Source organism: Coriobacteriaceae bacterium (genome assembly GCA_025993015.1).
GTDB lineage: Bacteria > Actinomycetota > Coriobacteriia > Coriobacteriales > Coriobacteriaceae > Collinsella.
In genome coordinates this window covers 318709-343799 of the sequence record DAJPFV010000001.1, presented here as the reverse complement: position 1 = coordinate 343799, position 25091 = coordinate 318709, and the positions used below count along the sequence as shown (strand labels likewise).

The following is a 25091-nucleotide window of genomic DNA, read 5'->3' as shown; positions in this document are numbered from 1 at the left end:
TTTTTATCTCCTAAGGAGAGCGACATGGAGAACAAGTACGTTTGCTCCGTCGATATCGGCGGCACCAAAATTGCGACTGCCATTATGGAGTATCCGGCTGACGGCAGCGTGCCCCATCCCGTATTTGAGGCCGAGGTTCCTACCGAGGCCCAGGAGGGCGGCGAGGCCGTCTTCCAGCGTATCGAGGCGTCCATCAAGGCCGCTCTTGAGGCGAATCCCGATGTCGAGGTCCTCGGTGTCGGTATCGGTGCCGCAGGCGTCGTCGATCCCAAGACGGGCGCCATCGCGTATGCTAACGAGATCATGCCCGGCTGGTCCGGCGTTCAGTTGGGGCCGCGCCTGCGCGAGGACCTTGGTCTTCCCGTTGCCGTGGTGGGAGACGTGCAGGCTCATGCTCTGGGCGAGGCCCACTGGGGCGTCGGTAAGGGCAAGTTCTCCGTCTTGTGCCTTGGCATCGGTACGGGCATCGGCGGCGCATATGTCGAGAACGGCCGCGTGATGCAGGGCTTCCATGGTGCTGCCGGCCATATGGGCCACATCGAGTGCTCGGCTGCTGCCGGCATTCCCTGCGCCTGCGGACGTTCTGGTCATCTTGAGTCGGTTGCTTCGGGCACTTCCATTGGTCGTATGTACGATGAGCGCTTTGGTCGCGTCGACCCCAGCCGTCCTTCGGTCGGTCGCGATGTGAACGACCTGTGCCGTGCGGGCGACGCAAAGGCGACCGAGGTCATCCATGACGCCGGCTTTGCGCTGGGCGCCAGCTTGGGCTCGCTTGCCAACATCTTGGATCCCGAGGTCATCGTGCTTTCGGGAGGTGTGATTCACCAGGGTCCCGATTGGCGCTCGCAGACGTGGAAGGACTCGGTGCACGAGGGCTATGCCAGCCAGGCGCTCGACCCGCTTCAGGACACGCCGATCCTCATCGGTTCTCTGGAGGGCGACGCGCCGCTTATCGGTGCCGCCGAACACCTTCTTGCGTCGTTGAAGTAAACATAACTACCAAGTGCGCCTTCTGAGGTGCCGCAGATTGACGTGAAAGAGGAGCGAAGCGTGCTTTGGTATGCGAGCGACGGTTTGAACGTCAAGGTGCGGTGTCTCAGAAGGCTGTTTTGAGAAAGGTTGAGTCGAACATGACCGTTGATCCTTTGATCCAGTCCCTAAAGGGCAAGCTCGTCGTGAGCGTTCAGGCCTATATGGGCGAGCCGCTTCGTACGCCCGAAACCATGGCTCAGATGTCTCGCGCCTGCGAGCTTGGTGGCGCCGCCGCTATTCGCTGCCAGGGTCTTGCCGACATCGCCGCCATTAAGGGCCGCTGCGAGGTTCCCGTCATCGGCCTGTGGAAGGATGGGCACGAGGGCGTCTACATCACGCCGACGCTGCGCCACGCTCGCGCCTGCGTTGCCGCCGGTGCCGACATCGTGGCAATTGATGCCACTGATCGCCCACGTCCCGATGGCAAGACCGTCGAGGATACCTTCCGTCCGCTGCACGAGGAGGGCGTGCTCCTGATGGCCGACTGTGCCACCATCGAGGACATTCGCCGTGCGGTTGATATGGGCTTTGACCTGGTATCCACTACGCTTTCTCATGGTGTCGCCGCCATCGACTGCACCATGGCCGATGGCCCTGATCTGCCGCTCCTGCGTCAGGCGACCGAGGAATTCCCCGGTCTTCCCATCATCTGCGAGGGCCGCGTGCACACGCCCGAGGAGGCCCGCGCCGCGATTGATGCGGGCGCCTGGGCAGTTGTCGTGGGCACTGCCATTACGCACCCCACGAGTATTACGAGTTGGTTTAAAGCCGCGCTTGAGGCGTAAGACAGACCTCGTATCCGCTCAGGGCGGTATACTCATTAAAGGCAATTGACCGCGCGGGATCCGGGTTGCTGGGTCCCGCGCTTGTTTTCAGGAGGCAACACATGCAAAAGGGAGACTCCATGGATGCGGCGGAGCGCTCGGAGCGCATCCCCGATATCGTCATCATCACCGGAATGTCCGGATCGGGCCGCACGCAAGCTATGCATGTGTTCGAGGACATGGGCTACTTTTGCATCGACAACTTGCCTCCGCGTCTGATCGCCCAGCTTGCCGAACTCGTCGGCATCAATACGGGCGTGGGCAGGCATCTTGCCGTCACCTGCGACCTGCGCAGCCAGGGCTTGTTCGATGAGCTGCTCGATGCCGTTGCCGCACTCGAGGAGCGCGAGATGAGCTGTGACATCGTGTTTCTCGAGGCCTCTGACGAGGTGCTGATCCGTCGTTATAGCGAAAACCGCCGCCGCCATCCCATTGCCAAGCCGGGAGAGACTACGGCCGATGCGATTCAGCGCGAGCGCCTGCAGCTGCAGGGCGTTCGCGACCGAGCCGATATGATCATCGACACGAGCCGCTTGCGTACTTCTGCTCTGCGCAACAAATTACGCATGGCGTTCTCCGAGCTGTCCGACCAGCAGCTCATGGACGTTCACGTGTTCTCGTTTGGCTTTAAGCACGGCATGCCCGTCGAGGCGGACATCATGATCGACGTTCGCTTCCTGCCCAATCCGTTCTACGATCCCGAGATGCGCACCATGACCGGTCTCGATAAGAAAGTCTCCGACTTTGTTCTGGATCATCCCAAGACCCAGGAGTTCTGGAAGGCCTGGACGCAGCTACTCGATACGGTCATGCCCGGCTATATCGCGGAGGGCAAGCCACAGCTTTCTATCGCCATCGGTTGCACGGGTGGTCAACACCGCAGCGTTGCCATCGCCGAGGCCACGGCACGTTATTTGGAAGGCGCCCAATATCACGTGAGCATTTCCCATCGCGACCTGTCGCGCGCCAACACGAAAGCATAGGCCTGCATGTCGTTTACCGCCGAGGTGCGTGACGAGCTCGCGCGCTGCGAACCCGAATGTGAATACTGCGATTTGTCGACGCTTGCCGCCCTGACGCGTGTGAGCGGTACACTTTCGCTGGCCGGCTCCGGGCGGTATCGTTTGACGGTCGCGACCGAGACGGGTGCCGTCGCGCGCACGATGATCACGCTGACGCATCGCATCCTTAAGCTCAAAACGGAATTCACCGTTCGTAAATCGGTCTTGCATAAGGTCCGTAACTATCTCATTACCCTGCCCGATCAACCCGACCTGGACAAGGCTCTGGTGCTGCTGGGCATTCTCGACCGCAGGGGAGGGCTCGTCGCTGGTGTTCCCCGGCACATCGTTGCCCGTCCCTGCTGCAGGCTTGCCTACATCCGCGGCGCGCTCATCGCCGGCGGTTTCGTGGCCGATCCACGCGGCGATTTTCATTTGGAGATTGCGGTGCAGGGCGAGCAATATGCCAAGGGACTTTGCGATCTATTGGAACAGATTGGGGTCCATGCGCGCGTTAACGCGCGGCGCGGGTCCTTTGCTGTCTACATTAAGAGCGCCGAGGAGATCGAGCAGCTCCTAAAGCTGGTCGGCGCCAAGCGCAGCGTTGCCGAGATTGAGGAGGCGCGCGCGGTCAAGTTGGTTAAGAACGATGTGAACCGTCGCGTGAACGCCGAGCTCGCCAACCAGACCAGAAGTGCGGGTGCCGCCCAACATCAGCTTGCGTTGATCGATGAGCTCGAGCAGCGGGGTTTGCGCGACACGCTTCCGGACGCCTTGGCGGTCTTTTGCGACCTGCGCGAGCGCTATCCCGATCTGTCGCTGCGCGATTTAGGGGAGATGGCCGACCCTCCCTTGTCGAAGTCGGCCCTCTACCATCGAGTTTTGAGGCTTGAAAAGCTCATTGAAGCAAACAGGTAGTTGAGCGAAACTGCTTATATAGGGATTGAACTGCTGTTTTACTCTTTAAAACGTTTTAACGTAAATTTGATTTTCAATTTCGAGCATTCTCGTGAAATTCAAGTCAAAAAAAAGGTATATTAGGCGAGTGGTTAGTTTGTGGGCCTCAACGGCGGGCGCTGTAGCTCGCGGGGGCCTTACGAAAGGAGACACAATGGCAGTAAAGGTTGCTATTAACGGCTTCGGTCGCATCGGTCGTCTGGCTTTCCGTCAGATGTTCGGTCATGAGGGCTCCGAGATCGTCGCTATCAACGACCTCACCTCTCCCGATATGCTCGCTTACCTGCTGAAGTACGACTCCACGCAGGGCAACTACGCTCGCGATCACGAGGTCGTTGCTGGCGAGGATTCCATCACCGTTGACGGCAAGGAGATCAAGATCTACAAGGAGGCCGACGCCAACAACCTGCCTTGGGGCGACCTCGACGTCGACGTCGTTCTCGAGTGCACCGGCTTCTACACCAGCAAGGCTAAGGCTCAGGCCCACATCAACGCTGGCGCCAAGAAGGTCGTCATCTCCGCTCCGGCTGGCAGCGATCTGCCCACCATCGTGTACAACGTCAACCATGAGACGCTGACCGCTGAGGACAACATCATCTCCGCTGCTTCCTGCACCACCAACTGCCTCGCCCCGATGGCCAAGGGTCTGAACGACTTCGCTCCCATCGTGTCCGGCATCATGACCACCATTCACGCCTGGACCGGCGACCAGATGCCGCTCGACGGCCCGCAGCGCAAGGGCAACAAGCGTCGTAGCCGTGCCTGCGCCGTCAACATCGTCCCCAACACCACCGGTGCTGCCAAGGCTATCGGCCTGGTTCTCCCCGAGCTCAACGGTAAGCTCATCGGTGCTGCCCAGCGCGTCCCGACGCCGACCGGCTCCATCACCAACCTCTACGCTGTCGTTGACAAGAAGGTCACCGTCGACGAGGTTAACGCCGCTATGAAGGCCTACGCTGCCACCATCTCCGAGACCTTCGGTTACAACGAGGACGACATCGTCTCCACCGACATCATCGGCGAGACCCACGGCTCCATCTTCGACGCCACTCAGACCATGTGCTCTGACCTCGGCAACGGCCAGACCCTCGTTCAGGTCACCTCTTGGTACGACAACGAGAACTCTTACACCTCTCAGATGGTCCGCACCATCAAGTACTTCGAGAAGTTCGTTGCTTAATTTAGCTTTTAGCGAATAGCTCGTTGAGCGTCTAAAGAAGGGCGCGGCCTTATAGGGCTTACACCCTAGGGTCGCGCCCTTTTTATAGGAAATCGTCTGCCGTAATGGGAGGCAGACACGTACGAAAGGTAGAAGCAAACATGGCCTTTACCAAGAAGACCGTCCGCGACATCGATGTCGACGGCAAGCGCGTTCTCGTCCGCGTTGACTTCAACGTGCCTATCAAGGATGGCGTCGTTGGCGACACCACCCGTATCAAGGCTGCCCTGCCCACCATCAACTATCTCGTTGAGCACAACGCTCGCGTCATCCTCATGAGCCACCTCGGCCGTCCCGATGGCACCGGCTTCCAGCCCGAGCTGTCCCTCGAGCCCGTCGCCAAGAAGCTCGCCGAGCTCTCTGGTCTCGACGTTGCCTTTGTCGCCGACACCTACGGCGAGAAGGCTGCCGAGGCTGTCGCTGCCGTCGAGCCGGGCAAGGTTCTCGTTCTCGAGAACGTCCGCTTCGACAAGCGTGAGAAGAAGAACGATCCCGAGATCGCCAAGAAGCTCGCTTCCTATGGTGACGTCTTCGTTCTCGATGCCTTCGGCACCGCTCACCGCGCCCAGGGTTCCGTCGTGGGCCCCGCCGCTTACCTGCCTGCCGTCGCTGGCTTCCTGCTCGAGAAGGAGGTCGACACGCTGACCGGCATCTTCGCCGAGCCCGAGCGCCCCTTCGTCGCCATCGTCGGCGGTTCCAAGGTTTCCTCCAAGATCGGCGTTCTCGATCACCTCATCGACTCCGCTGACACCCTGATCATCGGTGGCGGCATGGCCTACACCTTCTTCCTGGCTCAGGGCCTGTCCGTCGGTCAGTCCCTCAAGGAAGAGGACTGGGTCGAGCGCGCCGGCGAGATGCTTAAGAAGGCCGAGGAGAAGGGCGTCAAGATCCTGCTCCCCATCGACAACCGCGTTGCCGATCACTTTGGCGAGGACGCTGTCCCCGAGGTTGTCGCTTCCGACGCTATCCCCGACGATCGTGAGGGCATGGACATCGGTCCTAAGACCGAGGAGCTCTACGCCGAGGCTGTCAAGGGCGCCAAGACCGTGTTCTGGAATGGCCCCATGGGCGTCTTCGAGTTTGATAACTTCGCTCACGGCACCCAGGCTATCGCCGAGGCTGTCGCCGAGGCCGACTGCACCTCGATCATCGGCGGTGGCGACTCTGTCGCAGCTGTCAACAAGTTCAACCTGGCCGACAAGATGAGCTGGATCTCCACCGGTGGTGGCGCTTCCATGGAGCTCGTCGAGGGTAAGGCCCTGCCCGGAGTGGAGGCGCTTCTCGATGCCTAATCGCACCCTTCTTATCGCTGGTAACTGGAAGATGAACAACGACGTCGCCGAGGCCGCCAAGCTCGCCGACGAGCTGGCTCAGGCTCTGCCCGAGGTTCCGGCTGGCGTCGAGGTGCTCGTCTGCCCTCCGACCATCGACATCACCACGGTTCATGACCGCATTCAGGCTGCCCCCATCGCCCTCGGTGCGCAGAACGTGTACTGGGAGGCCAAGGGTGCCTTCACCGGTGAGTCCTCTTGCGACATGCTCAAGTCCGCTGGCTGCACCTACTGCATCATCGGTCACTCCGAGCGTCGTGATTACTTCCACGAGACCGATGAGGATCAGAACAAGAAGGCCAAGGCCCTCGTTGCCGCCGGTCTTGTTCCCGTCTTCTGCTGCGGCGAGTCCCTCGAGGTCCGCGAGGCTGGCACCTATGTCGAGCACGTCGTGAACCAGGTCAAGGCTGGCCTTGCCGGTCTTGAGATCACCTGCCCCAAGCAGGTCGTCGTCGCCTACGAGCCCATCTGGGCCATCGGCACCGGCAAGACCGCTACCGCCGAGGACGCTCAGGAGGTCTGCGGCGCTATCCGTGAGACCCTCAAGGAGATGTTCGGCGAGGAGCTCGCTAACGGCATCCGCGTTCTCTATGGTGGCTCTGCCAAGCCCGGCAACATTGCCGAGCTCGTCGCCAAGCCCGACGTTGACGGCGCCCTTGTGGGCGGCGCTTCGCTCAAGGCTGCCGACTTCGCTTCTATGGTCGTCAAGGCAGGCGAGTAGGACATATGGCACAGCGTCATCTTCCTGCACTCCTGATCATCATGGATGGTTGCGGCCTGGCTCCGGCCGATGGCGAGAACGCCGTCGCCGCTGCCAAGACGCCCTTCCTTGACAGCCTGTATGAGAAGTACCCCCACACCACGCTCGGCGCTTCGGGCGAGGACGTGGGTCTTCCCGATGGCCAGATGGGCAACTCCGAGGTGGGTCACCTCAACATCGGTGCCGGCCGCATCGTGTTCCAGGAGCTTTCGCGCATCAACAATGCCATTAAGGACGGCTCCATCGCCAAGAACGAGGTCTTCGTCAAGGCTATGGACGACGTCAAGGCTGACGGCAAGACTCTTCACCTCATGGGCCTTATGAGCCCTGGCGGCGTTCACTCCCACATGAACCACGTCGAGGCCCTGGTCAAGATGGCTGCCGAGCACGGTGTCAAGACCGTTCGCGTCCACGCCTTCATGGATGGCCGCGACGTTGACCCGCAGTCCGGCGCTGGCTACATGAGTGAGTTCTGCGCCTTCCTGGCTAAGATCTCCGAGGAGACCGGTTGCGACGCTCGCGTTGCCACCGTCTCGGGCCGTTATTGGGCCATGGACCGCGATAATCGTTGGGAGCGCATCCAGCGCGCCTACGACGTCATGGTCAACGCGTCCGATGCCGATGTCGACCCTGTTGCCGGTATCAAGGCCTACTACGAGAAGGATCCGCGCGGCGACGAGTTCGTCGAGCCTTTCGCTGCCCACAACGAGGGCATCCACGAGGGCGACGCGGCCATCTTCTTCAACTTCCGTCCCGACCGCGCTCGTCAGATGACCCGCGTATTCACGGACAAGGAGTTCGACGGCTTTGAGCGCGAGCAGATCAAGCTTTCACACTTTGTGACGATGACCGAGTACGATCCGACGTTTGACGTCGAGGTCGCCTTCCCCAAGACGTTCCCCGAGAACGTTCTTGCCGACGTTATCGCCGCCAATGGCCTGAAGCAGCTGCACACCGCCGAGACCGAGAAGTACGCCCACGTGACGTTCTTCCTCAACGGCGGCATCGAGGAGCCCAAGGAGGGCGAGGAGCGCGTGCTCGTTGCTTCCCCCAAGGTCGCTACCTACGATCTGCAGCCTGAGATGAGCGCTCCCGAGGTTACCGAGAAGCTCGTCGCCGCTATTAACGAGGATCGCGCTGATTTCTACATCGTGAACTTCGCGAACTGCGACATGGTTGGTCACACCGGTGTCTTCGACGCCGCCGTTAAGGCCGTCGAGGCTGTTGACGATGCCCTGTCCAAGGTTGTTCCGGCGATTCTCGCCAAGGGCGGCTTTGCGCTGATCACCGCTGACCACGGTAACGCCGACCACATGTTTGACGTTGCTGCGGACGGTTCTAAGCATCCGTTCACGGCTCACACCACCAACCGCGTGCCGTTCATCATCGTCGATGAGAAGGCACAGCTCACCGGTATCGAGGACGGTCGTCTCTCCGATATCGCCCCGACCATGCTCACCATGGCTGGTCTTGAGCCTTCCGCCGAGATGACGGGCCGCGTGCTCGCCACCGAGGCCTAATCGAAAACAGACTTTGTTTTCAATCAAGGGGGTTGTCCGCATCCGGGCAACCCCCCCTTCTGCTATTTCAGATATGTCACTGATTGGCGAAGGGGGGAGAGCTGAGGATTGTGGTACAGTACTGGGGTTTGAATCGTTCTATTAAGGAGCTTATCTATGGGTCCGTTCCAGATTCTTCTGTTCGTCGTTTGGGCCGTCTCTGCCGTGGCGCTGACGATTCTTGTCCTTATGCACTCAGGTAAGGGCACTGGCGTTTCGGATATGATTGCCAGCTCTTTGTATAACTCCAGCTCTGCCACGGGTGTCATGGAGCAGAACCTCGACCGCTTGACGGTGATTATGGCCGTGGTGTTTGCCGTGTGTGTCGTCCTGTGCATGTTCTTTTTCCCGCAGGGTATCGTGGGCTACTAAGTTTCCGCGCATATACGCTTTTAGAAGGGTTCCGCAAGTTCGGGACCCTTTTTTTACATTCCTGTAACAGGGTCAAAATATCCCCACATACTGCGCCCAACTAAAGAAATTCTCGACCGTTAACCGGAATCAGGGGATTTTTTTGCATAAAGTGCGCTACTGTATTGGGAAACGTTGGCCCGCATTGCATAGCCAGCCATAGCAGCGGGCGGCGTTTTGATGGTTCGGATCGGATTGTTTCGACATGTGTCCGACTGAACATTTCTTTGTCCTATCTCATAAGGAGGATGGCATGGCTGATTCTATGTTCCACCAGCCCGTTATGGGTCGTCGCGCCTTTGTCGGCGGTACCCTTGCTGCGAGCTCCATGGCTTTTCTTGCCGCATGCGGCAAGAAGGGCGGCGACGCTTCCGGTTCTGAGTCCGGTTCGACGCTGAACTTCTACATCAACAACCCGGTCTGCATCGACCCCTATAACGTCCAGGAGGACCAGGGCACTCAGGTCGAGTACCAGCTCTTTGATGCTCTGACCTCTTATGACGCCGAGAAGGGCGAGATCGTTCCGCTGGCTTGCGAGTCCTTTGAGGCCAACGACGACGCCACCGAGTTCACCTTCAAGATCAAGAAGGCCAAGTTCCACAACGGTGACGACGTTACCTCCAAGTCCTTCAAGCTCGGTTGGGAGCGTCTGGTCAACACCAAGTCGGCCATCGCTACCGAGTACGGCCCTTCCGAGGTCTCCTATCACCTTTCTATGGTCGAGGGCTATGACGACCTGCTTGCCGGTAACGCTACCGAGCTCAGCGGTGTTACTTGCCCCGACGATGAGACCCTCGTCGTCAAGCTGTCTTCCGCTTACGCCGACTTCCCCTTCGTCGCCTCTCACCCGGCTCTGGCCCCGGTTCCCGAGTGCGCCGAGTCCGATGTCAAGAGCTTCTATCTTGCACCGGTCGGTAACGGCCCGTTCATGATGGACGGCAAGTGGGAGGATGGTCAGGAGATCAACCTCAAGAAGTTCGACGATTACTATGGCGACAAGGCCAAGATCGATGGCATCCACTTCCAGGTCATCAAGGACATGGAGACTGCTTACAAGGAGTTCCAGGCCGGTAACCTCGATGTCTGCGACGTTCCCGTCGCTCAGATCGATGCCGCCAAGAAGGATCGCGGCGTGTCCAAGGACGGCTACACCATGGGTGACGGCGAGCGCATGCTGCTCGGCGCCGAGCCTTCCACGTACTATCTGACCTGCAACACCACGGCCGAGCCGTTCAACAACGCCGACCTGCGCAGGGGCATCTCCCTGGCCATCAACCGTGAGGCCATCTGCAAGACCATCTATAAGGGTACCCGTACCCCTGCCGACGGCATTGTTCCTCCGGGCATCGATGGCTACAAGGAGGGCGCATGGGAGTTCTGCGCCTACGATGTCGACAAGGCTAACGAGTACCTCGACAAGGTTGCTCCCGCTGGCGCTAACGGGGATCGTGGCATTAGCGTGACCCTTTCCTACAACCAGGACGGCGGTCACAAGGAGATCATGGAGTCCATCATCGGCGACCTCGCCAAGGTTGGCGTTACCGCTGTCTCCGATACCCCTGAGTGGTCTGCCCTGCTCGAGCAGTATCAGAACTTTAACTATCAGTTCGGTCGTCTGGGTTGGATTGCCGACTACCCGATCATGGACAACTTCCTGTATCCGCTGTTCCACTCCGACTCCCTCGGTGGCGATAACCGCTCCGGTTACAACAACCCCGAGTTCGACGCCAAGGTCGACGAGGCTCGTACTATTGTTGACGACGAGGAGCGCGTCGCTAAGATGCAGGAGGCCGACGCAATGGTCGCTGCCGACTGCCCGGTCATCCCGATTATGTTCTACACGCACACCATCGTCGGCTCCGATCGCATCAAGCACCTCTATGTCGATCCGCAGAAGCATGCCGAGCTGGGTACCGCTGAGCTCGCCTAAGAGTTTGCAGCTTCCGTGAGGGTCAAGTATTTACGTAGACCTCATGGGAAACATACAGTTCTCCCTAACCTGGGGTAAACTGGCTGATGGTAATTTTGGGATGCCGGTCTGGCGATCGGCATCCCATTTAGGTTAATCCCTAGATAGGGGAGTGGTATGGGTAAGTACATCGTTAAACGTGTGCTTCAGTTCATCCCGGTGTTTTTGGGCGTTACGCTGATTCTGTTCGCCCTCCAGAATATCGTGCCGGGAGATCCGATCAAGCTGATCGGTGGAGACAAGGCTCTGTCCCCCGAGGTGGAGCTTCAGCTTCGCGTCCGCTATCACCTGGTCCAGTCGGACGAGGACGGCAACGCGATCCTTGACGAGAACGGCGACCCCGTTCAAACGTCGCTCGTGGACCGTTACTTGTATTACATGAACGGCCTGCTTCATGGCGATCTGGGCAATTCGTATCAGCGCAAGCTGCCGGTTACGGAAATCTTTGCCCAGAAGTATCCGTATACGGTCAAACTTGCCGCGTGCGCCATCGTGCTCGAGGCAATCATGGGTATCGGTGCGGGTATCATTTCGGCGGTTAAGCGTTATTCCTTCTGGGATATTTTGGTAACGCTCACCACGTCGATTCTCGTTGCCGTCCCGGCTTTCTGGCTCGGTATGTTGCTGCAGCTGTTCTTTGGCGTCATTCTCAAGGACGCCACGGGCGGTGCATTCTCCATGCCGATCTCGGGTGCCGGCGGTTCCAGCTCTCAGTATCAGGATTGGATGCACTATGTGCTTCCGACCATTACGCTGGCTTCGGTTTCGACCGCTTATGCCGCCCGCATTATGCGTTCGCAGCTGCTTGACGTCATGAACCAGGATTACATCCGTACGGCAAAGGCCAAGGGTCTCTCCAATCGCGCGATCATCATCAAGCATGCGCTTAAGAATGCACTCATCCCCGTCGTTACCTATATTGGTGTCGACTTTGGCGGCATGCTTTCGGGCGCCATCCTGACCGAGACGGTCTTTAACTGGCCCGGTATCGGCTATGAGGTCTATCGCGCCATTAGCATGCGTGACTGGCCCATCGTTATGGGCGGCGTTACGCTCATCGTCGTCGTCGTCATGGTGATCAACCTGCTCGTCGACATTAGCTATGCATTCCTCGACCCGCGCATCCGCCTTGGCGGTCCGTCGGATAAGGCCTAAGGGAGGTACGTCTCATGCAGGAAACTGATTCTCAGTCTCAGGAGCAGGCTACCGCCACCAAGGCCGCATCTGCTCCCGCCAAGTCCCGCACGCTGTGGGGCGACGCTTTTAAGCGTCTCCGTAAGAACAAGCTCGCCGTTATCGGTGTCTGCTGGATCATCATCGTCGTTGTGGTTGCCCTGACCGCAGATCTGTGGGCTAAGCCCTGGCTCGGTTCGCCGACGGCTTCCGACTCGACCACCATGGCTCAGACGTCGCTGCTGGCTCCGTGTGCCGAGCACCCGTTTGGCACCGACGCCCTAGGTCGTGACATTCTCGTCCGCGTTATCTACGGTGCGCGTGTTTCGCTGTCCGTCGGCATTATGGCCACCGCGATCTCCACGCTGATCGGTCTGGTCATGGGTGCTCTGGCGGGTTTCTACGGCGGCATCTGGGATACGATCATCATGCGCTGTGCGGACATCTTCCTGGCGTTCCCGTACGTGCTGTTCGTTGTCGCCATGATCGCCGTTATCGGCCGTGGTCTTCAGAACGTCTTTATCGCCATCGGTATTCTCGGCTGGCCTTCGATTGCGCGCGTCTTCCGCTCTGCAATCTTGACGGTCAAGGAAAACGACTATGTTGACGCTGCACGCGCGATGGGTGCATCCGATGCTCGTATCGTCGTGCGTCACATCTTCCCGAACTCCGTCGCCTCCATCGTGGTCTACGCGACCATGAACATTGGTGGCGCCATTCTGACCGAGTCCGCTCTGTCCTTCCTCGGCATGGGCGTTATTCCGCCTACGCCTTCGTGGGGCTCCATGATTCAGGACGGTCAGCAGTATCTTCTGACCGCTCCCTGGATGATGATCATGCCCGGTCTGGCAATTCTCTCGACGGTGCTCGCCTTCACCCTGCTGGGTGACGGTCTGCGCGACGCCCTCGACGTCAAGATGAAGGACGCATAAGGATGAAGAAGAACAAGAACTATGTGGACCTGAAGGACCAGCCGGTTCCCGAGGGCCAGCATCTGCTCGAGGTCGATGACCTTAAGATGTATTTCCACACCGAGGATGGCATTGTTCGCGCTGTCGACGGTGTCTCCTACACGCTCGATCGCGGCGAGACCCTGGGCGTCGTCGGCGAGTCCGGCTCTGGCAAGTCCGTGACCGCCATGACCATCATGGGTCTTATCTCGATGCCTCCGGGAAAGATTGAGGGCGGCGACGTTCGCTATCGCGGTCGTTCTATCCTTGAGATGACCGAGGAAGAGATGCAGCACATTCGCGGTAACGATATCGCGATGATCTTCCAGGATCCTATGACCTCCTTGAACCCGGTCTATAAGATCGGCAAGCAGGTGGGCGAGGGCCTTCGTCTGCATCGCGGTTACTCCAAGCAGGAGGCGCTCAAGCGCGCCACCGAGCTTTTGGACCTCGTTGGCATTCCTGAACCCGAGAAGCGCGTCAATGAGTATCCGCACCAGTTCTCTGGCGGTATGCGTCAGCGCGTCATGATTGCCATGGCTCTTGCCTGCGATCCCGATATTCTGATTGCCGATGAGCCCACGACTGCCCTGGACGTTACCATCCAGGCTCAGATTATTGAGCTTATGCAGGAAATGCAGGAGAAGAACGGCAACGCCATCATCATGATTACCCATGACCTGGGTGTTGTCGCTGATATGGCCGACAAGATCATGGTTATGTACGCCGGCCGTCCCGTCGAGTTCGGTACTGCCGAGGAAATCTTCTACGAGAGCCGCCACCCCTACACCTGGGGCCTTATCCGCTCCATCCCGGAGCAGGCCATCGATGAGAAGAAGCCGCTTACGCCGATTCACGGCAATCCGCCTTCGCTAATGAACCTGCCCGAGGGCTGCGTGTTCTCGCCTCGTTGCCCTTATGCAACCGATAAGTGCCGCAAGCAGCGCCCCGAGCGTGTTGTCACCGAGTCCGGTCACTATTCTGCGTGCCACTATTCCGGTGACCCCGAGTTCCTCAAGAACGCTCCTGAGACGTCCCGTACGCGCATGGATTCCAAGAAGGGAGGCGAGGCGTAATGGCAGATACCAACGAGCGTACTCCGCTGCTGAAGGTCGAGCACCTCTCTAAGGAGTTCCCCGCTGAGTCCGGCATGTTCGCCAAGCGTTTTTCCAAGCGCGTCGTCTCTGCTGTAAACGACATCTCTTTTGAGATTTATCCTGGCGAGACCTTTGGCCTAGTCGGCGAGTCTGGTTGCGGTAAGTCCACCACGGGCCGTACCATCATGCGCCTGACCAAGCCGACCGCCGGTAAGGTGTTCTTCCAGGGTAAAGATGTTGCCGAGATGAGCAAGCATGAGATCAAGGACATGCGTCGCGAGATGCAGTTTATCTTCCAGGATCCCTATGCTTCGCTGAATCCCCGCATGACCATCGGCGAGATCGTCTCCGAGCCCATGACCATTCATGGCGTGGGTACCAAGGAGGAGCGCATTGAGCGCGTCCGCGAGCTTCTCGACGTCGTTGGACTGAACCCCGAGCACATCAACCGCTATCCGCATGAGTTCTCCGGCGGTCAGCGTCAGCGTGTCGGCATTGCCCGCGCTTTTGCGCTGAAGCCCAAGCTGATTATCTGCGACGAGCCGGTTTCCGCTCTGGATGTGTCCATTCAGGCCCAGGTTCTGAACCTACTGAAGGAGCTCCAGGACAAGTTCGGTACCGCATATCTGTTTATCGCCCACGACTTGTCCGTCGTGCAGCACATCTCCGATCGCGTTGCCGTTATGTATCTGGGTAAGATGGTCGAGGTTTCGGACTGGAAGACGCTCTACAGCGAGCCTCACCATCCGTACACGCAGTCGCTGCTGTCTGCCGTGCCGGTTCCCGATCCTGATATCCAGAAGACCCGCAAGCGCATCATCCTCGCTGGCGACCCGCCGTCGCCGCTGGATCCGCCGACCGGCTGCCGTTTCCACACGCGCTGCCCGATCGCGCAGGGCATCTGCTCTGAGAAGCTTCCCGAGTTTAAGGAAGTCGCACCGGGCCACTGCTGCGCCTGCCACTTCGCGGAGCCGTTCCCGATCAAGGAATCGCACATCGACTTGTAGCCGGTTGTTATCGTCCGGGCCCGCCCTGAAGTTACTTTTCAGAACGTCCTCGGACATGCAAGAAACCCCCGCTGCGCACTTCGTGCGGCGGGGGTTTCTTGCGTCCTGCGGAGTGTTCTGAAAAGTAACTTCAGGGCAGGCCCTGCGGTAACTCGGCAGAGGAGGGGAGTGCGATTCCTCGATCGCTCACTTAATCTAATAGGAAAGTTAGTGAGGCCGGAGCTTTAGCTCCGGCCTCCCCATATAAGGGCTCGGCTTTGCCGAGCCACCAAATTTACATCAGCCCCCAGAACATGTTTGAGAACTGTGCCTGAAGTATGTATTTGCAGGCCCCGAATCGGTGTTGCCTCCCGGCGCATTCCGCAGGGGGAGCGATATTTTGCAGCACGAAGTGCGCAGCAAAATATCGCTCATGCCCGAGGACGCGCCGGGAGGCAACACCGATTCGGGGCCGGACACACGGATCTACCTGCGCATTTACAAATTCGTAAACTTTTTTGAAAAAAGTGCTTGCACAGTTCTCGAATCATAGGTTATTATCTACCTCGTTGAACGCGCGGGTCCAACAAAACGGACCGCGAATCAACAACATAGCATGTCGGAGTGGCGGAATTGGCAGACGCGCTAGCTTGAGGTGCTAGTGACCGCTTTTTGGTCATGCGGGTTCAAGTCCCGCCTCCGACACCATCGCATTTGAGAAGCCTCTTCGGAGGCTTTTTTGTTACCGATAGACGGTGGGGTCCACGATGGAAACGCTTGAACGCAACGAGTGGGCAGACGTTGCCCAACTAGTCGAGATCACGAGCGATGCTGTCATCATCTGTGAGCTCGACGGAACCATTCTGCATGTGAATAATCGCTTACTTGGTTTGATGTGCGAGGAACGCGCCGACGTCATCGGTGGAGATGTTAAAGACGTCCTGTACTCATCCGCTTTTGAACGTGCGACGGAACATCGTCTGCCATTTGAAACTGATGGCTCCGAGAACGAACTGATGCTCAAGCTGAGTGACGGCTCCTTTATCCCCGTCTTGGTTCGTGCGGGCTCCGTGACGCCTCCACGCATCTTTGGGCGCCGCGCGCCACGTGTCCTGGTGGCGCTCCATAGCATCGAAGAACAGTATTCTCACGACCGTCAACTCAAGCGTGCGTTATCGGAGCTTAGAGTGGCGAACAAGCGTCTCTCTGGCACGCTTTCGGTCATTATGAGCACTGTGGGCTCCGATGAGTTACCCAGCCTGCTTGATACTGTTTTGAACCAGCTTGTAGGAACGCTCGATGCTTCGGGTGCCGCTATCTATTTTTCTGAGAGCGGCGGTTTTAAACTTCGCGGTGTTTCCAAGGAGCTGTACGACAGCTACCTGCCTGAGTTTTTGCCGTATGGCGCTGGCATTCCGACGTATGTTCTTCGTGAGTCGCGTGCCTGTCGCTTGTCGATTCAACAGGACCTTGAGGGCGATAAGGCCGCCTCCGGTATGTTCATGGACTTGGACAATCGTTCTAAGCACCTGTTGCGCGTGCAGGATATGCCTCCGTACCGCAGCGAGATCTGTCTTCCCGTTTTTTACGGTACGCAGATCCTTGGCGTGCTGGAAGTTGGTTGGAAACGCCCCCAGGCACCGCTCGCCTATGACGTTAATGTACTCGAGGTCACTTGCGATTACTTGTCTATCCAACTGGTCGGCATGGCATCGAGTCTTCGCTCTCGTCGCACGGCCGAGCTTGGCCGCTCGCTCAATGTCTTACGTGATGAGTTGTTTACCTTTCTAGACGATTCCGTCGCGGCTACCCAGGCGGTATCGTCCGAGATCTGCAATATGCTCAACTGCCATTTTTGCCCTGTTGAGTATGACGCCAGTCTGGATTCCTACGTCATAGATTTTGAAGGCGGCAGTCGCGTTGCTTTGCCGGACGATCCCGAGAAGCTTTTCTTTTCCACGACGGCGCCAGCGGCACGTCTGGGGGCTGGCCCTGATGGCTTTGAGGCATCTGTTTTGGGGGGTACGAGTGCCGAGGACCTTAAACACGTCCGTATAACTCGCGTTGACGAATCGATGCCTATGGGAGGCTGGCTTAGGGCGCATGGTCTGCCTTGTCAAGGTCTCTACGTCGACTCCGGCATCGAGGCGGGGCACCCGCGCTCTGAGGGCGATGGCAAGCACAGTAGCGACGCGATCGTTCCTGCTTCTGTTGCGAAGAGCCCGACGACGCGCGCGCTGCTGCTTCGTGATGGTAGCCAAGAGCCGATTGATGACCTTGAATATGACTACTTGGTGCACTTGGCGCATGACTTTGAACTGATCTACGAAGGCGAATCTCAAAAGCGCGAGGAGCGCCATATCGCTCAGACGCTCCAGATTGGCATGAGAAATTCCCTGGGGGATGTTCCGGGTATCGCAACCGATTCGGTGTACCTGTCGGCCACGAATTCGGCGTTGGTCGGAGGCGATTTCTATACGCTCATTCGTCTTCCCGACGACTGCGCCGTCATGATTCTGGGTGATGTGTCTGGCAAAGGCATTGAGGCCGCATCGATGTCCGCGCTCGTCAAGACGGCCCTGACGGCATATGCCTGGGAGGGCGCTGGACCGGCCCGCATGGCACGCTCCCTTAACAGCATGCTCATGGGCTTTTCGAGGGTCGAGACGTTCGTGACGGCCTTTATCGCCAAGATTGACCTTAAAGCCGGACGCGCAACGTATTGTTCGGCGGGCCATCCTCCGACCATGGTCATCAGGCCAGAGTCGATGCCGCTGGGTGGCGGCGAGGCCCGTGGGGGAGAGGTTGAGCTGCTTGGATGCCAATCGGGCGTAATCGGTGCCTTTGAGAGCATGGTGTACGAGACAGGCGTGTTTACGTTTGCCCCCGGCGACATGCTCTTCATGTATACGGATGGAACGATTGAGGCCCGCGACCGCACCGGAGCGTTCTTTGGCGAGCAGCGCTTGCGCGACCTTCTGCTCTCTGTCTCGGGTGAGGGCGTATCGGGCATTTGCGGCAAGGTCTTGGGCGAGCTTGAGCGATTTACCGAATCGGCGCTGGACGATGACATTGCATTGGTGTCCCTTGAGTTTTTACGGGGTCGTTCATAGACGACGCTGGGCGGGCTGAATCCGTACGGTTGGGGAAACGAATGCATCGAGTGGGCTTTTTTGGGGAACCATGGTCGTATGAATGAGTGGAATGACATAGCGGTTTTGACGCCACCAGGCGATATCGACATCGCCACGGTGCCTGCGCTGCGTCGGCGGTTGGATGCTTTGATTGGCCGCGGCGTGCGTCGTGTCGTCATCAACTGTCAGGCTGTTAGCTTTATCGATTCTACGGGCTTGGCATTCCTGCTTACGCGCGCTCGTGAGCTTATGAGGCGAGAAGGCCTGCTTTCGCTCGTCAATGCATCAGGTGAAGTTGTTCGCTTTTTGGAGATTGCTCGTCTTGTCGATATCCTTCATGTCGTGGGGCCGGCACGGGAGTCAATTCCTGCCATTCCGGTGGGGGAGCTGCCTCGCTGGAGTAAGAGCGTTGAGGTCCGTCAGGGTATCGAGAATCTTCCATACTACCGACATCGCATCGCCGAACTCCTTGAATCGCTTCCGTTGCGCCGTGACGAGCGCTACGATGTCGCATTGGCGTCGGGGGAGGCGCTGGGTAATGCCTATGACCATGCGGGCGGTATCGGGTGCGTCCTGACGGTTCAGGCCTATGGCGATCGCGTTGTGGTTGAGGTGCTTGATCGAGGTGCCGGCTATTCTATCGATGAAACGAGCGAACCGGTCGCATCCGAGGAACGCGGCCGTGGCATCAAGCTTATGCGTATGCTCGTCGATAACGTGGAGGTTGCTCGTCGTACGGACGGCGCCGGCACGCGCGTGCAGATGGTGAAGCTGTTTAGCGGAGCGCTGGAATCGTGTGCCTAGCCAATCGCTTTAGCGCGTTTAGCTACTAAGAACATGCGGCAGACAAGTTTTTTGAAAAAAGTACTTGCGTCTTTTGGACAACTCGCGTAAATTAATAACCCGCAAGCGGACATGGCTCAGTTGGTAGAGCACAACCTTGCCAAGGTTGGGGTCGCGGGTTCGAGCCCCGTTGTCCGCTCCATTGCATTTCCGGACCGTTTAGGCGGTCCTTTTTCGGCGAAGTGGCCAAGTGGTAAGGCAGAGGCCTGCAAAGCCTTTACCCCCGGTTCGAATCCGGGCTTCGCCTCCAGGCAACATCCGGGCGCTCCGGCGCCCGTTTTGTTTTACATATGCGGACATGGCTCAGTTGGTAGAGCACAACCTTGCCAAGGTTGGGGTCGCGGGTTCGAGCCCCGTTGTCCGCTCCAAACGCAACAGCCCGGCTACTACGGTAGCCGGGCTTTTTTGTATCCATCGCATGGGCTCGAACCCGAGAGGGAGCGAGCGTTAAGCAAACGCGGAGCGTTTGTAGCGAGCTGGCGAGGTCGCCGGCAGGCGGCCGAAGCCGGTGCGGATCCGCGAAGCGGATACGCGGACGCCCCGTTGTCCGCTCCAACTATCTTACGCGGTTCTAACGAACCGCGTTTTTTGTTGACGCTGCGCGAGCCCCGGGCACCCCATCTTGCCCCTCAATCGTCGGTCGCGTACATAAAGTACGCTTCCCTCCTCTTTCGCGGCAACCTGGGGCACCCGGAGCCCGCTCGCTGTCGTGGCCGGGAAAGTGGGTCTTCCGTTCTTTTCACTAATCGGTCGATTCGTCCCAGGAGGCTTGAACCCGAGAGGGGGCGATCGTTTTGGGGCGTGGCTGTGGCGTTGTTTGTCGCGAATGTCCGCTTTGGGCGTATCATCGTGGGCATCTCGCATAACCTCGTTGCAAGGGAGATACGCCCCATGGCTACAGAAAAGTCTTCTTCGCGCTCATGGATGTCCGATGCCGCGATCTATCAGATCTACCCGCGCTCGTTTAAGGATTCGACTGGTTCGGGTCTGGGCGATATCGCGGGCATTACCCAGCAGATGGACTATCTTGAGCGACTGGGTATCGAGGCCATCTGGCTGAGCCCGTTTTATCCATCGCCTCTTGTCGATGGCGGCTATGATGTGGCGGACTACTGCGATGTCGACCCGCGTCTCGGCTCGCTTGACGACTTCGATGACATGATCGCTGCGGCTCACGCGCGCGGCATCAAGGTCATCGTCGACATCGTGCCCAACCATTCATCCAACCAGCACCCCTGGTTCAAAGCCGCTCTTGCCGCCGGCCCCGGATCGCCCGAGCGCGCCCGTTATATCTTCCGCGATGGTCGCGGCGAGCATGGCGAGCTGCCTCCCACCAATTGGAATGCCAACTTTGGTGGCCCCGCATGGACGCGTGTTGCGGACGGTCAGTGGTATCTGCACATGTTTACGCCCGAGCAACCGGACTTTGACTGGTCATGCCCCGAGGTTCATGCGCTCTTTTGCGACGTCCTGGCGTTTTGGAGCGATCGAGGCGTCGACGGCTTTCGCATTGATGTGGCGCAGGGTCTCGCCAAGGATCTCGACCGCGATGACCTCGACCGGTGGCATCTCGCCGAGGGCGATGACATGGTTGACGACGGCACCCATCCGCTGTGGGACCGCAATGAGGTCCACGAGATCTATCGCGAGTGGCGCCGCGTGTTCGACCGCTATAATCCGCCGCGCAGTGCCGTTGCCGAGGCGTGGGTGCTGCCCGAGCGCCAGTATCTCTATGCGCGTCCCAGCGAGCTTGGCCAGACATTCAACTTTGAGTTTGCCAAGGCCACTTGGACCTATGATGACATGCACACTGCAATCGAGAAGGGCTTGAAGGCAGCCGTCGAATCCGATTCCGCCTCGACCTGGGTACTCTCCAACCACGACGTGCCGCGCGTGGCGACACGCTATGCCCTGCCGCAAATCAAGGCGACGCGCTACCACCAGATTACGCTCGACTGGCTCTTACGCGACGGGTTGTCTTATGACGAGGACCGTGAACTCGGCGAGCGCCGCGCGCGGGCGGCCCTTTTGCTTGAACTGGCGCTTCCGGGCTCGGCATACGTGTATCAGGGTGAGGAGCTCGGCCTTTTTGAGGTGGCTGACATCCCGTGGGCTGCACTCGAAGATCCTACTGCGACCAATACGCGCGGACCGAAGCGTGAGAAGGGGCGCGACGGCTGCCGTGTGCCCCTGCCGTGGGTGGCGGCGGACGATCCCGCGCAGGGCGGATCGTTTGGGTTTTCGCCGGCGGACGCCGATGCGGCGCCCCATCTGCCGCAACCTGCATGGTTTTCCGATTACGCTGCCGATAGGGAAGAAGCGGACCCGACATCGATGCTTGCGCTCTATCGTGACGCCCTCTGGCTTCGGCGCAAGCTGCGCGGTTGCGCCAACGATTTTGCGTGGCTCGATCTTGACGGGCGCACCGGTCTTGCGGATGGTGCCGAGGGCGCCGAGGGCGGCGTCATCGCCTATCGCCGCGACAACGGCTGGGCGTGTGTGACGAACTTCGGCGCAGCAGCCGTGGAGCTGCCGGCGGGCAGGGTCCTGCTCACCTCATCACCGCTTGCAGACGGCAGGCTCGCGCAGGACAGCTCTGCCTGGATCATGCTCGGTGAGATGTAGGGGTCTCTTGCGGCGAGATTGCGTTTGCCCGCGCCTTCCGTGGTGGCTGATGTCTTCGCGAGGTTCGCGAGGGCGTTGCAAAACTTTTTAAAAAAGTTCTTGCATAGGATGCGGGCATCACGTAAGATTAATCCTCGTAAGCGGACATGGCTCAGTTGGTAGAGCACAACCTTGCCAAGGTTGGGGTCGCGGGTTCGAGCCCCGTTGTCCGCTCCATTTGGGCGTTTAGCTCAGGGGGAGAGCGCTTCCCTGACACGGAAGAGGTCAGAAGTTCAAATCTTCTAACGCCCACCAAATGTTCGCAGCTCAGAGGCTATGTCCTCTGGGCTGTTTTGTTTTGCTACCAAGCACGCCGTCAAATATGCCACCAAATATTGATCCAAGGTCCCCGTAGAGGTGCCGGCAGATTGCATACGTCCTGGCCGACCGTGACCGCAACATGTTGGTCAAGCATAATCTTTTGGATTCTTTTGGCGTGAGCGGCTTGGTTTTGGTAGGATTTGTCAGCGGCTTGACTAAGGGGGTTTTATAACTGCCATGCAGGTAGCCGTGTTGGTAACGTTTTACCGACTTCCCAAGAACCCCTCATTTTTAATGCGTCTGCAAAATGACTAATTGCTTTGACCTGCTGAAACACTATATGTTGTGTTTGACCTAAAAAAAGAATACAGGATATAGATGCCTCTTTGTCGTATGATAGATGGCGGACAGAGAACGAGAACCTTATTCGCCCCATTTGGATAGATCTTTGAGCCCCTTGATTGGCTGCGAGGATTGTCCGCATGAGGGACTATGGTTATCGAGAACACAGATTGCGCGACGGCGCCGCAAGACAGGGGCACGCCCTGCCGGGCATCGTTTGGCTCTGAAGCGCAATGAGACTACGACGCGAAAGAGGCAAGAGGATGAAGATCATCAAGCGCAGCGGCACCGAGGTTGTCTTTGACATCGATAAGATCGTCAATGCCATCCGTGCCGCAAACTTGGAGGTCGAGGAGAGCTCTCGTCTTACCGACCGCCAGGTGGTTTACGCGGCACAAAACGTCGCCGAGGCATGCGAGAACGCGGGCCACACTGTTTCGGTCGAGGAGATTCAGGATTTGGTCGAGGACGAGATCATGCGTCTCGACTGCTACGAGGTTGCCCGCCACTACATCATCTATCGCTATGTTCAGAGCCTGAAGCGCCAGAAGAACACGACCGATGACAAGATCCTGTCGCTGATCGAGTGCAACAACGAAGAGGTTAAGCAGGAGAACTCCAACAAGAACCCGACCGTCAATTCCGTTCAGCGTGACTACATGGCCGGCGAGATCTCCAAGGACCTGACCCAGCGTGTGCTGCTGCCCCAGGAGATTGTGGATGCTCACAATGAGGGTCTGATTCACTTCCATGATTCGGACTACTTTGCCCAGCACATGCATAACTGCGACCTGGTGAACCTGGAGGATATGCTCCAGAACGGTACTGTTATTTCGGGCACGCTGATCGAGAAGCCGCACAGCTTCTCGACTGCCTGCAACATCGCGACGCAGATCATCGCTCAGGTTGCTTCCTCCCAGTACGGTGGCCAGTCGATTTCGCTGACCCATCTTGCCCCGTTCGTCGAGGTGAGCCGTCAAAAGATTCGCGGCGAGGTCGCCCGCGAGCTCGAGGAGCTTGGCGTTTCCGCATCTCCCGAAAAGGTCCGCGAGGTTGTTGAGGACCGCCTGCGTGACGAGATCCGTCGCGGCGTTCAGACGATTCAGTATCAGGTCGTGACCCTTATGACCACGAATGGCCAGGCGCCGTTCGTGACGGTCTTTATGTATCTCAATGAGGCCCGTACGCCCCAGGAGAAGCACGACCTTGCCATGATTGTGGAGGAGACGCTTCGTCAGCGCTATGAGGGCGTTAAGAACGAAGCCGGCGTGTGGATTACCCCGGCGTTCCCCAAGCTCATCTACGTGCTCGAGGACGATAACGTTCACGAGAATTCCCCGTACTTCTACCTGACCCAGCTGGCTGCTAAGTGCACCGCCAAGCGCATGGTGCCCGACTACATCTCCGAGAAGAAGATGCGCGAGCTCAAGCTGTCGAAGGGCGAGACCGCGGGCAACGGCGACTGCTATACCTGCATGGGTTGCCGCAGCTTCCTGACGCCCGACCGCTCCGGTAACGGATTTAACAACGTGGCCAACGCGCTGAACTATGACCCGAACAAGCCCAAGTACTACGGTCGCTTTAACCAGGGCGTTGTGACCATCAACCTGCCCGATGTCGCGCTGAGCTCGCATCAGGACATGGATAAGTTCTGGAAGATCTTCGATGAGCGCCTTGAGCTGTGCCACCGTGCCCTGCTGTGCCGTCATGAGCGCCTGATGGGTACGCTTTCTGACGCCGCACCGATTCTGTGGCAGTACGGCGCCCTCGCTCGTCTGAAGAAGGGCGAGACAATCGATAAGCTGCTCGTGGGCGGATACTCCACCATCAGCCTGGGCTATGCCGGCCTGTATGAGTGCGTCAAGTACATGACGGGCCACAGCCACACCGAGAAGGAGGGCACGCCGTTTGCCATGGCCGTCATGCAGCGCATGAACGACAAGTGCGCCGAGTGGAAGGCCGAAAGCGATATTGACTTCTCGCTGTACGGTACCCCGCTTGAGTCGACGACCTACAAGTTCGCCAAGTGCCTGCAGCGTCGTTTTGGCATCATCCCGGGCGTGACGGACAAGGGCTACATCACCAACAGCTACCACGTCCACGTGTCCGAGGAGATCGACGCATTCGACAAGCTCAAGTTCGAGGGTATGTTCCAGCAGCTTTCGCCGGGCGGTGCCATCTCCTACGTCGAGGTTCCCAACATGCAGGACAACCTCAAGGCTGTCATTCGCGTGATGCAGTACATCTACGACAACATCATGTACGCCGAGCTCAACACCAAGAGCGACTACTGCCAGGTGTGCGGCTACGACGGTGAGATCAAGATTGTCGAGGATGACGGCAAGCTGGTGTGGGAGTGCCCCAACTGCGGCAACCGCGATCAGGAGAAGATGAATGTCGCCCGTCGTACGTGCGGCTACATCGGTACTCAATTCTGGAACCAGGGCCGAACCGAGGAGATCCGCGACCGCGTGCTGCATCTCTAATAACCATCCCAGGCCGCCCCGTAGCGAGGCCCCGGACCTTTACTCGCTATTTCGGACAGTCCTGGCTCACGACGGAGGCGCCACTGGCGCCT

18 protein-coding genes and 6 tRNA genes are annotated in these 25091 nt (G+C 58.6%); all 24 read left to right on the top strand.

The genetic code is table 11. The annotated features are described in order from the left end of the window. Positions 1 to 24 precede the first annotated feature (24 nt). A complete protein-coding gene (locus tag OIL77_01555) occupies positions 25 to 990 on the top strand; it encodes an ROK family protein (protein ID HJI44109.1) in 966 nt (321 codons plus the stop codon). A 140-nt stretch (positions 991 to 1130) separates the two neighbouring features. Further along, on the top strand, positions 1131 to 1817 hold the full coding sequence (locus OIL77_01550) for an N-acetylmannosamine-6-phosphate 2-epimerase (protein ID HJI44108.1): 687 nt from the start codon (positions 1131 to 1133) through the stop codon (positions 1815 to 1817). Between the two features lie 101 nt (positions 1818 to 1918). Beyond that, positions 1919 to 2839 carry an RNase adapter RapZ gene (rapZ, locus tag OIL77_01545; GenBank protein ID HJI44107.1) on the top strand — a complete coding sequence of 307 codons (921 nt, stop codon included), beginning with the start codon at positions 1919 to 1921 and terminating at the stop codon, positions 2837 to 2839. 6 nt (positions 2840 to 2845) lie between these two features. After that, a complete protein-coding gene (whiA, locus tag OIL77_01540; GenBank protein HJI44106.1) occupies positions 2846 to 3775 on the top strand; it encodes a DNA-binding protein WhiA in 930 nt (309 codons plus the stop codon). A 193-nt stretch (positions 3776 to 3968) separates the two neighbouring features. Further along, the gene (gene gap, locus OIL77_01535; protein ID HJI44105.1) at positions 3969 to 4994 is read left to right on the top strand and encodes a type I glyceraldehyde-3-phosphate dehydrogenase; all 1026 of its coding nucleotides are present in this window, start codon (positions 3969 to 3971) and stop codon (positions 4992 to 4994) included. 140 nt (positions 4995 to 5134) lie between these two features. Continuing rightward, a complete protein-coding gene (locus OIL77_01530) occupies positions 5135 to 6325 on the top strand; it encodes a phosphoglycerate kinase (protein ID HJI44104.1) in 1191 nt (396 codons plus the stop codon). Further along, complete coding sequence (gene tpiA / locus OIL77_01525) at positions 6318 to 7085, top strand: triose-phosphate isomerase (protein ID HJI44103.1); 768 nt, start codon at positions 6318 to 6320, stop codon at positions 7083 to 7085. The genes OIL77_01530 and tpiA overlap by 8 nt, the downstream gene beginning before the upstream one ends. Before the next feature lie 5 nt (positions 7086 to 7090). Beyond that, complete coding sequence (gene gpmI, locus OIL77_01520) at positions 7091 to 8644, top strand: 2,3-bisphosphoglycerate-independent phosphoglycerate mutase (protein ID HJI44102.1); 1554 nt, start codon at positions 7091 to 7093, stop codon at positions 8642 to 8644. Between the two features lie 156 nt (positions 8645 to 8800). Then, positions 8801 to 9055 carry a preprotein translocase subunit SecG gene (gene secG / locus OIL77_01515; GenBank protein ID HJI44101.1) on the top strand — a complete coding sequence of 85 codons (255 nt, stop codon included), beginning with the start codon at positions 8801 to 8803 and terminating at the stop codon, positions 9053 to 9055. A gap of 292 nt (positions 9056 to 9347) precedes the next feature. Beyond that, positions 9348 to 11024 (top strand): ABC transporter substrate-binding protein, encoded by a 1677-nt coding sequence (locus OIL77_01510; protein HJI44100.1) that lies wholly within the window; start codon positions 9348 to 9350, stop codon positions 11022 to 11024. A gap of 156 nt (positions 11025 to 11180) precedes the next feature. Continuing rightward, entirely contained in the window at positions 11181 to 12218 is a 1038-nt protein-coding gene (locus OIL77_01505; GenBank protein HJI44099.1) for an ABC transporter permease, read from the top strand. Positions 12219 to 12232: 14 nt separating this feature from the next. After that, positions 12233 to 13168, top strand: a complete 936-nt coding sequence (locus OIL77_01500; GenBank protein HJI44098.1) for an ABC transporter permease — start codon at positions 12233 to 12235, stop codon at positions 13166 to 13168. Between the two features lie 2 nt (positions 13169 to 13170). After that, positions 13171 to 14262 (top strand): ABC transporter ATP-binding protein, encoded by a 1092-nt coding sequence (locus tag OIL77_01495; protein HJI44097.1) that lies wholly within the window; start codon positions 13171 to 13173, stop codon positions 14260 to 14262. After that, positions 14262 to 15290, top strand: coding sequence for a dipeptide ABC transporter ATP-binding protein (locus OIL77_01490; GenBank protein ID HJI44096.1), 1029 nt, complete (start codon positions 14262 to 14264; stop codon positions 15288 to 15290). Before OIL77_01495 ends, OIL77_01490 begins: the two co-directional genes overlap by 1 nt. Positions 15291 to 15887: 597 nt before the next feature. Beyond that, a tRNA-Leu gene (locus OIL77_01485) sits at positions 15888 to 15977 on the top strand. A 59-nt stretch (positions 15978 to 16036) separates the two neighbouring features. Continuing rightward, complete coding sequence (locus OIL77_01480; protein ID HJI44095.1) at positions 16037 to 18382, top strand: SpoIIE family protein phosphatase; 2346 nt, start codon at positions 16037 to 16039, stop codon at positions 18380 to 18382. A 78-nt stretch (positions 18383 to 18460) separates the two neighbouring features. After that, positions 18461 to 19207: an anti-sigma factor antagonist gene (locus OIL77_01475; GenBank protein ID HJI44094.1), complete on the top strand. Its 747-nt coding sequence runs from the start codon at positions 18461 to 18463 to the stop codon at positions 19205 to 19207. A 105-nt stretch (positions 19208 to 19312) separates the two neighbouring features. Continuing rightward, positions 19313 to 19388, top strand: a tRNA-Gly gene (locus tag OIL77_01470). 34 nt (positions 19389 to 19422) lie between these two features. Further along, positions 19423 to 19496: transfer RNA gene (locus OIL77_01465), tRNA-Cys, on the top strand. A 42-nt stretch (positions 19497 to 19538) separates the two neighbouring features. After that, positions 19539 to 19614 (top strand) — tRNA-Gly (locus tag OIL77_01460). A 523-nt stretch (positions 19615 to 20137) separates the two neighbouring features. Beyond that, the gene (locus OIL77_01455) at positions 20138 to 21871 is read left to right on the top strand and encodes a glycoside hydrolase family 13 protein (protein HJI44093.1); all 1734 of its coding nucleotides are present in this window, start codon (positions 20138 to 20140) and stop codon (positions 21869 to 21871) included. A 140-nt stretch (positions 21872 to 22011) separates the two neighbouring features. Further along, positions 22012 to 22087: transfer RNA gene (locus OIL77_01450), tRNA-Gly, on the top strand. 3 nt (positions 22088 to 22090) lie between these two features. Further along, positions 22091 to 22165 (top strand) — tRNA-Val (locus OIL77_01445). Positions 22166 to 22776: 611 nt separating this feature from the next. After that, on the top strand, positions 22777 to 24999 hold the full coding sequence (nrdD, locus tag OIL77_01440) for an anaerobic ribonucleoside-triphosphate reductase (GenBank protein HJI44092.1): 2223 nt from the start codon (positions 22777 to 22779) through the stop codon (positions 24997 to 24999). Positions 25000 to 25091 lie beyond the last annotated feature (92 nt).

Excerpts from the sequence above, each read along its gene's own strand:
- OIL77_01555 (HJI44109.1), top strand. The coding sequence starts at position 25 with ATGGAGAACAAGTACGTTTGCTCCGTCGATATCGGCGGCACCAAAATT.
- OIL77_01550 (HJI44108.1), top strand. The coding sequence starts at position 1,131 with ATGACCGTTGATCCTTTGATCCAGTCCCTAAAGGGCAAGCTCGTCGTG.
- rapZ (HJI44107.1), top strand. The coding sequence starts at position 1,919 with ATGCAAAAGGGAGACTCCATGGATGCGGCGGAGCGCTCGGAGCGCATC.
- whiA (HJI44106.1), top strand. The coding sequence starts at position 2,846 with ATGTCGTTTACCGCCGAGGTGCGTGACGAGCTCGCGCGCTGCGAACCC.
- gap (HJI44105.1), top strand. The coding sequence starts at position 3,969 with ATGGCAGTAAAGGTTGCTATTAACGGCTTCGGTCGCATCGGTCGTCTG.
- OIL77_01530 (HJI44104.1), top strand. The coding sequence starts at position 5,135 with ATGGCCTTTACCAAGAAGACCGTCCGCGACATCGATGTCGACGGCAAG.
- tpiA (HJI44103.1), top strand. The coding sequence starts at position 6,318 with ATGCCTAATCGCACCCTTCTTATCGCTGGTAACTGGAAGATGAACAAC.
- gpmI (HJI44102.1), top strand. The coding sequence starts at position 7,091 with ATGGCACAGCGTCATCTTCCTGCACTCCTGATCATCATGGATGGTTGC.
- secG (HJI44101.1), top strand. The coding sequence starts at position 8,801 with ATGGGTCCGTTCCAGATTCTTCTGTTCGTCGTTTGGGCCGTCTCTGCC.
- OIL77_01510 (HJI44100.1), top strand. The coding sequence starts at position 9,348 with ATGGCTGATTCTATGTTCCACCAGCCCGTTATGGGTCGTCGCGCCTTT.
- OIL77_01505 (HJI44099.1), top strand. The coding sequence starts at position 11,181 with ATGGGTAAGTACATCGTTAAACGTGTGCTTCAGTTCATCCCGGTGTTT.
- OIL77_01500 (HJI44098.1), top strand. The coding sequence starts at position 12,233 with ATGCAGGAAACTGATTCTCAGTCTCAGGAGCAGGCTACCGCCACCAAG.
- OIL77_01495 (HJI44097.1), top strand. The coding sequence starts at position 13,171 with ATGAAGAAGAACAAGAACTATGTGGACCTGAAGGACCAGCCGGTTCCC.
- OIL77_01490 (HJI44096.1), top strand. The coding sequence starts at position 14,262 with ATGGCAGATACCAACGAGCGTACTCCGCTGCTGAAGGTCGAGCACCTC.
- OIL77_01480 (HJI44095.1), top strand. The coding sequence starts at position 16,037 with ATGGAAACGCTTGAACGCAACGAGTGGGCAGACGTTGCCCAACTAGTC.
- OIL77_01475 (HJI44094.1), top strand. The coding sequence starts at position 18,461 with ATGAATGAGTGGAATGACATAGCGGTTTTGACGCCACCAGGCGATATC.
- OIL77_01455 (HJI44093.1), top strand. The coding sequence starts at position 20,138 with ATGGCTACAGAAAAGTCTTCTTCGCGCTCATGGATGTCCGATGCCGCG.
- nrdD (HJI44092.1), top strand. The coding sequence starts at position 22,777 with ATGAAGATCATCAAGCGCAGCGGCACCGAGGTTGTCTTTGACATCGAT.